Source organism: Glycomyces mayteni (assembly GCF_042428885.1).
Lineage (GTDB): Bacteria > Actinomycetota > Actinomycetes > Mycobacteriales > Micromonosporaceae > Glycomyces > Glycomyces mayteni.
In genome coordinates, this window is sequence record NZ_JBHMBP010000004.1 from 645,388 (window position 1) to 658,645 (window position 13,258).

General features: G+C 70.2%; 12 protein-coding genes. 6 read left to right on the plus strand and 6 right to left on the minus strand.

Annotation, left to right across the window (positions count from 1 at the left end; genetic code table 11):
* Positions 1-43: 43 nt before the first annotated feature.
* On the minus strand, positions 44-556 hold the full coding sequence (locus ACFFXY_RS18330) for a hypothetical protein (protein ID WP_382353719.1): 513 nt from the start codon (positions 554-556) through the stop codon (positions 44-46).
* 129 nt (positions 557-685) lie between these two features.
* Between ACFFXY_RS18330 and ACFFXY_RS18335 the strand changes: the two genes are divergently transcribed.
* Positions 686-1,126 (plus strand): PH domain-containing protein, encoded by a 441-nt coding sequence (locus ACFFXY_RS18335; protein ID WP_382353722.1) that lies wholly within the window; start codon positions 686-688, stop codon positions 1,124-1,126.
* Here the strand turns inward: ACFFXY_RS18335 and ACFFXY_RS18340 are convergent.
* On the minus strand, positions 1,120-2,031 hold the full coding sequence (locus tag ACFFXY_RS18340; RefSeq protein WP_382353725.1) for a 2-hydroxyacid dehydrogenase: 912 nt from the start codon (positions 2,029-2,031) through the stop codon (positions 1,120-1,122). The genes ACFFXY_RS18335 and ACFFXY_RS18340 overlap by 7 nt on opposite strands.
* A gap of 133 nt (positions 2,032-2,164) precedes the next feature.
* Between ACFFXY_RS18340 and ACFFXY_RS18345 the strand changes: the two genes are divergently transcribed.
* From ACFFXY_RS18345 to ACFFXY_RS18365, 5 genes are all read left to right on the plus strand, one after another.
* On the plus strand, positions 2,165-3,313 hold the full coding sequence (locus ACFFXY_RS18345; protein WP_382353727.1) for a PQQ-dependent sugar dehydrogenase: 1,149 nt from the start codon (positions 2,165-2,167) through the stop codon (positions 3,311-3,313).
* Positions 3,314-4,888, plus strand: a complete 1,575-nt coding sequence (locus ACFFXY_RS18350; RefSeq protein WP_382353729.1) for a metallophosphoesterase family protein — start codon at positions 3,314-3,316, stop codon at positions 4,886-4,888.
* Positions 4,889-4,998: 110 nt separating this feature from the next.
* Positions 4,999-5,829 carry a polyphosphate polymerase domain-containing protein gene (locus ACFFXY_RS18355; protein WP_382353731.1) on the plus strand — a complete coding sequence of 277 codons (831 nt, stop codon included), beginning with the start codon at positions 4,999-5,001 and terminating at the stop codon, positions 5,827-5,829.
* A 15-nt stretch (positions 5,830-5,844) separates the two neighbouring features.
* Entirely contained in the window at positions 5,845-6,528 is a 684-nt protein-coding gene (locus ACFFXY_RS18360; RefSeq protein ID WP_106364429.1) for a DUF4956 domain-containing protein, read from the plus strand.
* Between the two features lie 2 nt (positions 6,529-6,530).
* Entirely contained in the window at positions 6,531-8,141 is a 1,611-nt protein-coding gene (locus ACFFXY_RS18365; protein ID WP_382353734.1) for a CotH kinase family protein, read from the plus strand.
* Positions 8,142-8,192: 51 nt separating this feature from the next.
* On the opposite strand, the gene mgtE is transcribed toward ACFFXY_RS18365, so the two are convergent.
* The 4 genes from mgtE to gatC all read right to left on the minus strand — a co-directional run bounded on the left by mgtE (position 8,193) and on the right by gatC (position 13,163).
* Complete coding sequence (gene mgtE / locus ACFFXY_RS18370) at positions 8,193-9,539, minus strand: magnesium transporter (RefSeq protein WP_382353737.1); 1,347 nt, start codon at positions 9,537-9,539, stop codon at positions 8,193-8,195.
* A gap of 333 nt (positions 9,540-9,872) precedes the next feature.
* Positions 9,873-11,360: an Asp-tRNA(Asn)/Glu-tRNA(Gln) amidotransferase subunit GatB gene (gene gatB / locus ACFFXY_RS18375; RefSeq protein WP_382353740.1), complete on the minus strand. Its 1,488-nt coding sequence runs from the start codon at positions 11,358-11,360 to the stop codon at positions 9,873-9,875.
* Between the two features lie 4 nt (positions 11,361-11,364).
* Positions 11,365-12,864, minus strand: a complete 1,500-nt coding sequence (gatA, locus tag ACFFXY_RS18380) for an Asp-tRNA(Asn)/Glu-tRNA(Gln) amidotransferase subunit GatA (protein ID WP_382353743.1) — start codon at positions 12,862-12,864, stop codon at positions 11,365-11,367.
* The gene (gene gatC / locus ACFFXY_RS18385) at positions 12,864-13,163 is read right to left on the minus strand and encodes an Asp-tRNA(Asn)/Glu-tRNA(Gln) amidotransferase subunit GatC (RefSeq protein WP_091054223.1); all 300 of its coding nucleotides are present in this window, start codon (positions 13,161-13,163) and stop codon (positions 12,864-12,866) included. Before gatC ends, gatA begins: the two co-directional genes overlap by 1 nt.
* Positions 13,164-13,258: the final 95 nt, after the last annotated feature.

Sequence of the window (13,258 nt, forward strand, 5' to 3'; positions counted from 1 at the left end):
AGGATGTGAGTGCGCTTGCCGACAGTGACGCTGGTCGATGCCGTTATTCGCCGGAGCGGCGCGGCGGGAGGCCCCGCCGGTACCCCTCCCAGAGGGACCGCATGACGAAGATCTTCTCGTCCAGTTCGGCGTCGGCCGAGAGCGCGCGGCCGGAGTAGGGGGCCCGGAGGCGCCAGGGCTTCTGCGCCGGGTCGCTGACGTAGACGACCGGGACGGTGCGGCCCGCGCGGCGCTCGGCGCGGATGTCGGCGACCTCGGTCCACGCGGCGTACCGTTCGGCCTTCGGTTGCGTCCCTTGGGCGTCGAGCGGGTGGATGCCGCGCTCGTCGAGGACCACGCCGTGGCGGCGGGCCCCGGCGTAGGCGACCGCGAGGGCCACCGCGGCGGCGACGAGCACGAGGCCGCCGAGGGTGAGGTGGGACCAGTGGCCCGCGGCGAGCATGTACCCGACGGCGGGCACGAGCGCCACCAGCGCGGAGACGCCGCCGAGGAACAGGGCGCGGCCGATGACCTGTCGCGTCGTCGGACGGAATGTGATCTTGACGGCCACACTCACCCCCACCAGGCTCGTTCCGCTGCCGATGACCTGATCGTGCCACGTGCGACGCTCACGTCAAGCGACAATCGGACAGAAACCGGACCGGCACTGTGCGGACCCCGCGCCCGGGTGTGTCAATCTGGACCCATGACGCCCGCAGACTCCCCGCTCCCGACCCGCCGCCTGCGCATCCGCCGCTCCGCGGCCATCACCGGCGCGGCCTTCGTCGCCTGGCTGACCGTGGCCCCGCTGTCCCTCTCGCTCATGCTGGAGCAGCCGCTCTGGAGCCCGGTCTCGATCGTCCTCGGCGCGCTCCTGCTCCTCGCGCCCCTCGGGATCTCCATGTGGGCGTGGCGCTCCGGCGTCGACGTCACCACCGACGGCATCAGCGTCCGCGGCGTGTTCACCACCCGCGAGATCCCCTGGAAGCAGATCGACGGCTTCGCCACCGGCAACGAGGGCGTCCAGGCCATACTCGCCGACCAGTCCCAGATCAAGCTCGACCCCCTCAAGCCCGAGAACCTCCCGCAGGTCCTGGAGATCGGCGGCCAGGAACTGCGCGAGAACGCCCCCGAGGAGCGTCAGTAGCCGTCGGCGACGACGTTCTCCAGGGGCTGTCCTGCCGCGAAGCGGCGGATCTGGGGGCCCACCGGGGCGTAGGCGCGGTCGAGGGTGCCGTCCACTGACGCTCCCGCGTGGGGGGTGATGAGGGCGCCTTCGAGGTCCCAGAGGGGGTGGCCCGCGGGAAGGGGTTCGGGGTCGACGACGTCGAGGGCGCAGCGGAGGCGGCCGGAGGCGACCTCGGCGACGAGGGCGTCGGTGTCGACGATCGGACCGCGGGCGGCGTTGACGAGGAGGGCGCCGTCCTTCATGCGGGACAGGAACTTCGCGTCCACGAGGCCGCGGGTGGCGTCGGTCAGCGGGAGGATCAGGACCACGATGTCGAACTCGGGCAGGAGGGTCTCGACCGCGGCGATCGGGTGGACGCCGGGGCGCTCGCGGCGGGCCACTTTCTCGACTTCGACGCCGAGGACGGTGAGCACCTCGGCGACCTTCTCGCCGATGTCCCCGGCGCCGACGATCAAGGCGCGCTTGCCGACCGCGGTGGTGGTCCACTCGACGCGCCACTCGTGGCGGGTCTGCTGGCGGGCGAACAGGTCGAAGCCGCGCATCGACGCGATGACCGCCCCGACGGTCCACTCGGCGGTGACGCCGGTGTGGACGCCGCGGGCGTCGCAGAGGGTCACGCCGGGCGGGACGACCGGGACCCAGACCTCCGCGCCCGCGCTGAGGAGCTGGATCGCCTTCAGGGACGTCATGTCCCGCAAGGGGGTCGTGACCTTCGACTGGGCGAGGAACGGCGGGACCCAGAAGTCGACGGCGGCGGGGTCGGACGGGTAGTCGGACTTGCCGTCGTAGACCTCGACCTCGACGTCCGCGGGGAGTGGGCCCAGGAGTGCGCGGCCCGCTTCGTGGGCGATCCAGACTTTCACAATTCCCGAGCCTAGCCGCAGCAATCGCTTTCGACCGCCGGGGCCGTGCATAGAACCGGGCCGCCCTGGGGACCCCGGGGCGGTGGATCGCGGGGAGCGGGACGTGTCGTGGACGGCCTATAAGGTTGTCGCCATGCGCAGGTTGCTAACGGCCGCGGCGGCTGCCGCCGCCGCATTCTCGCTCGCCTCGTGCTCCTTCGGCGAGCCGCCCGAGCCCGAGTCCGGCGAGCCCCCGAACCTGCCGACCCCCTCGGGCGCGCCCGAGAGCCCGGCCACGTTCATGGACGTCGTCGCCGAGGGGCTCGAAATGCCGTGGGGCCTGGACTTCCTCCCCGACGGCACCGCGATCGTCGGCGAGCGCACCGGGCGGCTCCTCCAGATCCCCGTCGCCGAGGACGGGACCGCGGGCGAGCCCGCCGAGCTGCGCACGATCGACGTGGACGACACCGGCGAGGGCGGTCTCCTCGGCGTCGCCGTCTCCCCCGCCTACGACGACGACCACGCCGTGTACCTCTACTACACGAGCGACGAGGACAACCGGATCGTCCGCATCGACCCGACCACCGACGCCGCGCCCGAACCGGTCCTCACCGGCATCCCCGCCTCCGACCACCACAACGGCGGCGCGCTCGAATTCGGCCCCGACGGGTTCCTGTACGCGGCCACCGGCGACGCCGGGAACGGCGAGGCCGCGCAGGACCCGGACTCCCTGGCCGGCAAGATCCTCCGCATCACCGCCGCGGGCGAGCCCGCCGAGGGGAACCCCGACCCCGCGTCCCCCGTCTACTCGCTGGGCCACCGCAACATCGAGGGCCTCGCGTGGAACGCCGCGGGCGACCTGTACGCCACCGAGTTCGGCCAGGACATCGCCGACGAGGTCAACCTGATCGAGCCCGGCTCGAACTACGGCTGGCCGTACTACGAGGGCCCCGGCGGCGACGACCAGTACGCGGACCCGGTCCTGACCTGGGAGCCCTTCGAGGGGTCCTGCGCCGGGGCCGTGTTCCTGGAGGACTCGCTCGTCACCGCGTGCCTGCGCGGCCAGCGCCTGTGGATCGCGCAGTTCGACTCGTCCGGCGCGCCCGCGGGCGAACCGCAAGCCGCCGTCGTCAGCGAGTTCGGTCGACTACGATCGGTCGCCATGGGCCCCGACGGGATGCTGTGGGTGACGACCTCGAACCGCGACGGCCGCTGCGTCGAGGAGCGCGGCTGCACCGCGAACGAGGCCGACGACCGCATCATCCGCTTCTCCACCAGCTACGCCGCACAAGGAAGGGTCTAGATGAACGACCGGTCCCCCGCCCTGCGCCGCCTCCGAGACGCCGCACGCCCCGTCGCACGGCGCGCGAGATCCCTGTGGCGCAGGACGGCCGCGGGCTGGTCGCGCTTCAGGAACTCCCCCGCGACGCGCCGCGGGGCCGTCGCCGCCGCGATCCTGGCACTGGGTGTCGGGGCCGCCGCCGCGGGGCTCGCGCTCGTCGGCGGCACGAAGGCCGACATCGGGCCGTTCGACACGACCGTGTCGATCCGCCCGGACGTCAGCGGCGAGACGACGGTGAACATCCCGCCGCTGGGCGACATCATATTCGACAGCCACGACGGGCCGATCGGCCTGGACCTGTCGCTCGACTCGATCGACCCGGTCGAGGCGCAGTACATCATGAACTCCCCCGACGGGTTCACGACCGCGTCGCAGAACCTCGCGAAGGACGTCACGGACGCGGTGATCCGCGTGGCCGTGGAGGCGCTCGCGATCGTGACGCTGTGCGGGCTGCTGGTCGGGGCGCTCGCGTTCCGGAACATGCGCCGCGCGCTGCTCACGGGGCTCACGTCGCTCGCGGTCACGACCGCGCTGGTGGGCTTCGCGGCGGGCACGCTGCGGACCGAGTCGATCTCGCAGCCGCGGTACGAGGGGCTGCTCACGTACGCGCCCAGCGTGGTCGGCAGCGCCGAGAACATCGCGGAGAACTACGAGGAGTACGTCGGGGACCTCCAGCAGATCGTCACGAACATCTCCGGGTTCTACACGCTGGCGATGGACATGCCGCAGGTCGGCATCGAGGACGACTCGATCCGGGTCCTGCACGTCTCGGACCTGCACCTGAACCCGAACGCGTGGCACCTGATGGAGACCGTGGTCGGGCAGTTCGACATCGACGCGGTCGCCGACACCGGCGACATGAACGACTGGGGCTCGGAGCAGGAGGCCGAGATCTTCTCGCGCGGCGTGGAGCAGATCGACGCGCCGTACGTGTTCGTCAAGGGCAACCACGACTCGGCGACCACGGTCGCCGCGCTCGCGGCCTACGACAACGTGGTGATCCTCGACGGCGAGGTGCGGGAGATCGCGGGGCTGCGCTTCGGCGGGGTGCCCGACCCGCAGTTCACGCCGGACAAGGGGAACCTGCCGGGCAAGGAGTACGTGCAGCAGATGCTCGCCGAGTCCGGGGAGCGGCTGGCGGGCGCGATCACCGACGCGGGCGGCGCGGACGTGGCGATGGTCCACGAGCCGCCGATGGCCGAGCCGCTGGCCGGGGTGGTGCCGCTGGTGCTGGCCGGGCACATGCACGAGCGGTCGGTGTCGGACCTGGGGGACGGCACGATGCTCATGGTCGAGGGGTCCACGGGCGCGGGCGGGCTGCGCCACTTCACGTCCTCGTCGTCGGGGAAGATGGAGATGGACATCCTGTACTTCGACCCGAACACGAAGGCGCTCACCGCCTACGACTCGATCTCGGTCGGCGCCGGGGACTCCACGGACGTGACGCTGGACCGGACCGTGATCCCCCTGGACGACCAGGTGAACGAGGGCGAGATCCAGAGCGGCACGGAGTCGACTGCGCCGCAGGAGGATTAGCGACTTCCGTTCATCTCCCGTCCGTCTTGAGCTGATCTTGAGTTAACCCAGAGTTCAAAATCAGTTTGCGCGGTTTGACTCATTGCGTTCCCGATTGACAAGGAGCGCCAATGACCGGACCCGACGCCGGACACCTGCGCCGCACCGCCAGCGCACTGCACTCGTTCAACCGCTTCGAGATCAAGTACCTCCTCTCGTACGAGGAGGTCCCGCGGCTCCGCGAGGAGCTGGCCGCCCGCATGGAGGCCGACCCGTTCACCGTGCACGGCGGGTACCCGGTCGCGAGCCTGTACTACGACTCCGCTTCGCTGCGGTACTACTGGGAGAAGATCGAGGGCCTGCGGTTCCGCCGCAAGGTCCGGGTGCGCGCGTACGGCGAGCGGCACGAGCTCACCGACGACACGCCCGTGTACATCGAGATCAAGCAGCGGGTCAACCGGGTCACGCAGAAGCGGCGCGTGAAGGTGCCGTACCTGCTGGCGCGCAAGCTGTGCGACGAGGCGGTCCTCATCGACCACCTGCCGGAGCAGCGGCCGTTCCTCGAAGAGGTCATGGGCCTGGTCGAGGGGCACGGGCTGCGGCCCACCGCGATCACCGCGTACAGCCGCGAGGCGTACCTGGGCTCCGACGCGGACCTGGGGCTGCGCGTGACGATCGACCACCGGGTGCGGGGGCGCGACCGCGACTTCCACCTGGGCGCCGAGGTCGAGAACCGGCTCATCATCCCGCCGCACAAGGCGATCGTGGAGGTCAAGGCCAACGAGCGGGTCCCGTACTGGGTCACCGACATGGCCGCGCGCCTCGGCATGTCCGTCGTGCGCATCTCCAAGTACTGCCAGAGCATCGAGGCGCACGGCATGGCCCCGCGCTCGGTCTTCCACGTCCCCACCGAGGACGACTACTCGGTCCACTCCAAGAACGAGGCCTCGGCCTCCGTCTAACACCAGAAAGCGACCATGGACTTCCTTACCGGTTTCAACGACCTCTCGGCCGAGTTCAGCGTGGCGGACATCGCCATCTCGCTGACGCTCTCCTTCATCCTGAGCTGCGTGATCGGGCTCGTCTACCGGTGGACGCACCGGAACGTCTCGTACAGCCAGTCGTACGTGCAGACCCTCATCGTCATGGGCATGATCATCGCGGTGATCATGCTGATCGTCGGCTCGAACGTGGCGCGGGCGTTCGCGCTCGTCGGCGCGCTCTCGATCATCCGGTTCCGCAACGCGCTCAAGGAGACCCGCGACGTCGGGTACATCTTCCTGGTGATGGGCGTGGGCATGGCCTGCGGGACCAGGTTCTACCTGCTCGCGATCATCGCCACGGTCGTCGTGTGCCTGGTGCTGGTGCTCATGTACCGGTTCAACTGGTTCGCGCACAACGTGCAGCGCCAGGTCGTCAAGGTGCATGTGCCGACCGACGAGGACTACGCCGACCGGATCGACGACGTGCTCATCCGCAACACCGACGAGTACGAGCAGGTGAGCATCGAGACGATCCGCGGCGGCGCGCTCCTGGAGTACACGTACACGGTGCGCCTGAAGAAGGCCAAGAACGCCGCGGGGCTCCTCGGCGAGCTGCGCGAGGTGACCTCGGGGCAGCAGGTGACCGTCCTGACCGGTTACGACCAGACGGACCTGTAGCCGTGGCCCGCAAGAAGCTCCGGCACCGCATCCCGGTGAGCCTCAGGCACTACTGGAAGCTCATCGCCGGTTCGGTCGGGCTGATCGCGGTGCTCACGCTGGCGGTCGGGACGGTGCGCGCCACGGCCCTGGTGTACTCCGACGCCAACGAGGGCTTCGTGGTCACCAACGACATCCAGGGGACCGTGGACCTGTTCGACACCTCGGTGGCGCACGAGATCGGCCTGTCGTACAGCGACGCGGACTACGACGAGATGGTCGAGGAGTTCGAGGACTCCGGCGAGAAGGGCTGGATCAAGGCCGACATCACGATCGACGGCGTCACGATCGCCGACGTGGGGATCAGGCTGAAGGGCAACTCGACGCTGTCGGCGCTCGGCGGCGGCATGTCGATGGGCGGCGAGGACGGCGGCGGGTTCCCCGGCGGGGGCGAGATGCCCGAGGGCATGGAGCTTCCGGAGGGCATGGAGATGCCCGAAGGCATGGAGTTCCCCGGCGGCGGCGAAGGCGGCGCCGGGGGCATGGGGGGCATGGGCGGATCGACGCTGAGCTTCGACGACCCCGAGGGCCTGCCGTGGCTGGTGGACTTCTCGAAGTACGTCGACGGGCAGGTGTACCAGGGCAACAAGCAGATCAGCCTGCGCGTGGACTCCGCGATGGGCGGCGGGACCGAGGGCACTTCGCTCAACGAGGCCGTGACCCTGGAGCTCCTCGAAGCGAGCGGCCAGTCCTCCTACGACTGGACGTACTCGACGGTGTCGGTCAACGGCGGCGAGGCGGTCACCCGCCGGGTCGTGGACATCATGGACGTGACCTGGGCCGAGGAGGAGTACGGGGAGAACACCGGGGTGCTGTACAAGGCCCTGTCGACCGGCTCGTTCACGTACCAGGGGGCCGACCCCGACGAGTACGAGGACGACTTCAAGCAGTTGAGCATGGAGGGCTCCTCCGACGCGCAGCCGCTCATCGACTTCCTGGAGTGGATGAGCGGGGCCGACGACGCGACCTTCGACGCGGAGCTGGGCGACTGGATCGACGTGGCCTCGTTCGCGCAGTACACGGCCTTCCAGAACCTCGTGGCCAACGGCGACGACATGTCGGGGCCGGGCCAGAACTACTACCTCTGGTACGACTTCGACACCGGGCTCATCTCGATCCTGACGTGGGACGTGGACCTGACGCTCCAGAGCGCGGACCTCGCACCCGACGAGACCGCTTCGATCGGCGGCGGTGGCGGCATGGGCGGCGGCGGCTTCGGCGGCGAGCTGCCCGAGGGCATGGAGCTGCCCGAGGGCATGGAGCTGCCCGAAGGCATGGAGATGCCGGAGGGCATGGAGATGCCCCAGGGCGGCGAGGACGGCGGCGGCTTCAGTATGGGCGGCAACGAGTTGAAGGAGCGGTTCCTCGCGTCGGAGGCGTTCCAGGACGAGTACGACAGCGCCTACCAGGAGATGTACGACGCGCTGTACGCCTCGGGGGCGGCGCTGGAAGCGGTCGAGACCGCGCAGGCGGCGGCCGAGCTGAGCGGCGGCGACGCGGCCGCTTCGGCGGAGTCGCTGGCGGCGATCGTCCAGCAGCGCACGGACTTCCTTGCGGAAGCACTCGCGCAGTAGAACTGAGAGGCCCCCGGTGCGGCACGGCACCGGGGGCTTTTCGCTTGCGGCTCAGCCGGTCAGGGCCGGTCCGAGGACCAGCGCGGCCACCGAGAAGTAGATGAGCAGGCCGGTCGCGTCGCACAGGGTCGAGACCATCGGGGCCGACACGAGGGCCGGGTCGATGCCGACCTTCTTCGCCAGCAGCGGCAGCAGCGAGCCGACGAACGTGGACCACGTGCAGATCACCAGCAGGGTGATGCCGATGATGAGCCCGATGTCCCAGCCGTAGACGAAGCCGACGACGGGCCCGCCGACGAGCGCGAGCAGCGTGCCGAGGACGAAGCCCACGCGCGACTCGCGCCAGGTGATCCGGAAGGCGTCGGAGAAGCGGACCTCGCCGACGGCCATGGCGCGGATGATCGTCACCGACGCCTGCGACCCGGAGTTCCCGCCGGTGCCGGTGAGCAGCGAGATGAAGACCGCGAGGACGGTGACGTTCGCGAGGTACGTCTCGTAGTAGTTGAGGACGGTGACCGTGAGCGAGGCCGAGACGGCGAGGACGAGCAGCCACACGGCGCGCTTGCGCGCCAGCATGAACACGCCGGCCGAGAGGTACGGCCGGTCCAGCGGCTCGGCGCCGGCCGAGCGGGCGACGTCCTCGGTGTCCTCGGCTTCGAGGACCTCCATGGCGTCGTCCCAGGTGATGAGGCCGACGAGGCGATCCTCGTGGTCGACCACCGGGAGCGCGTTGAGGTTGGCCTCCTGGATGAGGCGCGCGGCCTCCTCCTGGTCGGTGTCGGTGGAGACCTGGTAGTGCTCGCTGGCGATGAGGTCGGCGACCTCGGTGTCGGGGTCGGCGCTGACGAGGTCGGCGAGGGTGACGGTGCCGAGGAGCTTGCGGTGCCCGTCGGTCACCGGCAGCACGTCGAGGTGCCGGGGGCGCTCGCGCAGGTGCCGGATGCGCTCGATCGCGGCGGCGGCGGTCATCGACGCGCGCAGCGACACGTAGTCGGGCGTCATGATGCGCCCGGCGGACTCGGGGTCGTACCCGAGGAGCTGGGCGGTCTGGCGCCGGTCGGCGGCGCTCAGCTGCGACTGGAAGCGGGTCGCGACCTTCGCGGGCATCTCGTCGAAGAGCTTGGCCCGGTCGTCGGCCTCCATGGATTCGAGCAGTTCGCGCACGAAGTCGGTCTTGAGGCCGTCGATGAGCTCCTGCTGGTGGACCGGGTCGAGCTCCTCGAAGACGACGAGCGCGCGGTCCTTGGGCAGCAGTCGGAACCGGAGCGCCTGGTCGGCGAGGTCCATGCGGGGGAGCTCTTCGACGAGCTCGACGGTCGAGAAGTCGGCGAGTTCGAGCCGGAGTGCGGCGAGTTCATCGACTGCCGCGGGCGAAATGGGCTGAATGGTCGTCGCCATGCGTCAGCCACCTCCTAACACGAGGAAAGGGCCGTGCCTCTCGGACGCGTCAGCAGAAAACGCAGGTCAGGCCGCCCGCTTTACGATAGGAGGGCGCGAGGCACGGTGAAAGCAAAATGGGAAGAACGCGGTCGTATCTCGACTAGATCCGGGGTCGTCGCCCATGGCCCTCACCTCCTCGGGTCGCAGTGCACCTGACCGCTCCAGGATACCCATCCTCTGTGAACAACATCGCTCTGTGGGGTACCCGGAGACTCGCAGCTCACACTGGGATTGAACGGACAGTGAACGCGAAAAGGCCGGGCGTGTCGCCCGGCCTTTCACGGTGGTGGACTAGCTCAGCCTGTCCAGGATGATCTGGCGGACCGTCCCGGCGTCGGCCTGGCCCTTGGTGGCCTTCATGACCGCGCCGATGAGGACGCCCGCGGCCGCGTGGGTGCCGCCGCGGATCTTGTCGGCGACGGCCGGGTTGGCGGCGATGGCCTCGTCCACGGCCGCTTCGAGCGCGCCGGTGTCGGAGACGACCTCCAGGCCGCGCTTGGCGGCGACGTCGGCCGGGGAGCCCTCTCCGGCGAGGACGCCGTCGATGACCTGGCGGGCGAGCTTGTCGTTCAGGCGCCCGTCGTCGACCATGCCCTGGAGCTCGGCGACCTGCGCGGGCGTGATGGCGAGCGCGGCGAGCTCCTCGCCGGACTCGTTGGCGCGGCGGGACAGCTCGCCGAGCCACCACTTGACGGCCCCCGAGGGGGTCGTCCCGGCGGCCACGGTCGCTTCGATGAGCCCGACGGCGTCGGCGTTGACGACCGACTGCATCTCCTTGTCCCCCAATGACCATTCGGCCTGGAGGCGCTCGCGGCGCTTGCGCGGGAGCTCGGGCAGCGTGGCGCGCAGCTCCTCGACCCACTCGCGGGACGGCTCCATGACGGCGAGGTCGGGCTCCGGGAAGTACCGGTAGTCCGTGGCCTCCTCTTTGGAGCGGCCGGGGCTGGTCTCGCCGGTGGCCTCGTGGAAGTGGCGGGTCTCCTGGAAGATCCGCTCCCCCGCGTCGAGGAGCGCGGACTGGCGGCGCACCTCGTAGCGGACGGCGCGCTCGACCGAGCGCAGGGAGTTGACGTTCTTCGTCTCGGTGCGGGTGCCCCACTCCTCGCCGGGCCTGTTCAGCGAGAGGTTGACGTCGCAGCGCAGGGAGCCCTGCTCCATGCGCACGTCGGAGACGCCCAGGGAGCGCACGATGTCGCGCAGCTCGGCGGTGTAGGCGCGGGCGACCTCGGGGGCGAGGGCGCCGGTGCCGGGGACGGGGCGGGTGACGATCTCCACGAGGGGGATGCCGGCGCGGTTGTAGTCCACGAGGGACTCGGTGGCGCCGTGGATGCGGCCGGTCGTGCCGCCCACGTGGAGGGTCTTGCCGGTGTCCTCTTCCAGGTGGACGCGCTCGATCTCGACGCGGTGGACCTCGCCGTCCACGACCACGTCGACGTAGCCGTTCTCGCAGAGCGGCTCCTCGTACTGGGAGGTCTGGAAGTTCTTCGGCATGTCCGGGTAGAAGTAGTTCTTCCGGGCGAAGCGGGTCCACTCGGCGATGGTGCAGTTGAGCGCCAGGCCGATCTTGATGGTGGCCTCGACGGCGGCCCGGTTGGCGACCGGGAGGGCGCCGGGGAGGGCCAGGCAGACGGGGCAGACCTGGGTGTTCGGCTCGGCGCCGAAGGCGGTGGCGCAGCCGCAGAACATCTTGGTGTTCGTGTCGAGCTCGATGTGCGTTTCGAGGCCGAGGACGGGCTCGTAGGTCTCGACGGCCTGCTCGAAGGTGTTCAACTTCGTCATGTGCTTACTTCCCCTCGGTCTCGGGCGCGGTGTCGGCGAGGAGGACGTCCTGGGTGGACTCCAGCGCGGCCGCGACGCGGTAGGTGATGTCGTCGCCCAGGACCGGGCCCATGACCTGGAGGCCCACGGGCATGCCCTCGGAGAGGCCGACGGGGACGGAGACGCCGGGGCCGCCGTACATGTTCGTCGGGATCGTGTAGAGGTCGGCGAGGTACATCTGGTACGGGTCGCCGGTGCGGGCGCCGAACTCGAACGCGATGAACGGCGTGGTCGGGCTGATGATCGCGTCGACCTGCGTGAAGGCCTTCTCGAAGTCCTGCTTGATGAGCGTGCGGACCTTCTGGGCCTTGCCGTAGAACGCGTCCACGTACCCGGCGCTGAGCGCGTAGGTGCCGAGGATGATGCGGCGCTTCACTTCCGGGCCGAACCCGGCTTCGCGGGTGAGGCTCATGACCTCTTCGAGCGAGTGCTTGCCGTCGTCCCCGGCGCGCAGGCCGTAGCGGACACCGTCGTAGCGGGCCAGGTTCGAGGAGGCCTCGGACGGGGCGATGAGGTAGTACGTCGGCAGCGCGTACGCGAACGACGGGCAGGAGACCTCGACGATCTCGGCGCCGAGCTTGACGAGCTGCTCCACGCCGGCCTCGTAGGCGGCGATGACGCCGGGCTCGGCCGCGTCGGCGCCTTCCTTGAACTCCTTGACGACGCCGAGCTTGACGCCGGTGAGGTCGCCGTTCGCTCCGGCCTTCGCGGCCTCCACGACGGGCGGCACGGGCGCGTCGATGGAGGTCGAGTCGCGCGGGTCGTACCCGGAGATGACCTCGTGCAGGAGCGCCCCGTCGAGGGCGTTGCGGGACACCGGGCCGGGCGTGTCGAGCGAGGAGGAGAAGGCGATGAGCCCGTAGCGGGAGTTGCCGCCGTAGGTGGGCTTGGCGCCGAAGGTGCCGGTGACGGCGCCGGGCTGGCGGATCGAGCCGCCCGTGTCGGTGCCGATGGCGAGCGGGGCCATCTTCGCGGCGACGGCCGCGGCGGACCCGCCGCCGGAGCCGCCGGGGATGCGGCCGGTGTCCCACGGGTTCAGGGTCTTGAAGTACGCGGAGTACTCGGTGGAGGAGCCCATGGCGAACTCGTCCATGTTCGTCTTGCCGAGGATCGGCATCCTCGCGGCCTTGATGCGCTCGACGATCGTCGCGTCGTAGGGCGGGATCCAGCCTTCGAGGATCTTGGAGGCCGCGGTGGTCGGGAGGCCCTTGGTGACCACGACGTCCTTGATCGCGATCGGGACGCCCGCGAGTGGGCCGAGGTCCTCGCCCGCGGCGACGGCGGCGTCGACGTCGGCGGCCACGGCGAGCGCGCCGTCGCGGTCGACGTGCAGGAACGCCTTGATGGTGCCGTCGATGGCGGCGATGCGGTCGAGGAACGCGGTGGTGACCTCGACGGAGGTCAGGCGGCCCTCGCGGATGTCCGCGGCCAGCTCGGCGGCGGTCCGGTCGATGATGCGGGACATCAGGCCTCCTCGTCCAGGATGCGCGGGACGCGGAAGCGGTCCTCGGCGGTGTCGGGGCCGCCCGCGAGGACGGCGTCGCGGGGCAGGGACGGCTGGGGCTGGTCTTCCCTGAACACGTTCACCAGCGGCACCGCGTGCGAGGTCGGCTGGACGCCGTCCGTGTCCACTTCGGCGAGCGTCTTCATCGACTGGAGGATGACGTCGAGCTGTCCGGCGAAGGCGTCGAGCTCGTCATCGGTGACCTCAAGGCGGGCCAGCCGCGCCAGGTGCGCGACCTCCTCGCGTGAAATCGTACTCACGACAGGTGTTTCCTAACGGTTACTAGCTGCGGGAAGACCAGTCGAGTCTAGGCCGTGCGCGGCGCGGGCCCGAGGCGGGCACGGCCGGGGCGCGG

Coding starts and splice junctions, on each gene's coding strand:
- ACFFXY_RS18335 (WP_382353722.1), top strand. CDS start 686: ATGACGCCCGCAGACTCCCCGCTCCCGACCCGCCGCCTGCGCATCCGC.
- ACFFXY_RS18345 (WP_382353727.1), top strand. CDS start 2,165: ATGCGCAGGTTGCTAACGGCCGCGGCGGCTGCCGCCGCCGCATTCTCG.
- ACFFXY_RS18350 (WP_382353729.1), top strand. CDS start 3,314: ATGAACGACCGGTCCCCCGCCCTGCGCCGCCTCCGAGACGCCGCACGC.
- ACFFXY_RS18355 (WP_382353731.1), top strand. CDS start 4,999: ATGACCGGACCCGACGCCGGACACCTGCGCCGCACCGCCAGCGCACTG.
- ACFFXY_RS18360 (WP_106364429.1), top strand. CDS start 5,845: ATGGACTTCCTTACCGGTTTCAACGACCTCTCGGCCGAGTTCAGCGTG.
- mgtE (WP_382353737.1), bottom strand. CDS start 9,539: ATGGCGACGACCATTCAGCCCATTTCGCCCGCGGCAGTCGATGAACTC.
- gatB (WP_382353740.1), bottom strand. CDS start 11,360: ATGACGAAGTTGAACACCTTCGAGCAGGCCGTCGAGACCTACGAGCCC.
- gatA (WP_382353743.1), bottom strand. CDS start 12,864: ATGTCCCGCATCATCGACCGGACCGCCGCCGAGCTGGCCGCGGACATC.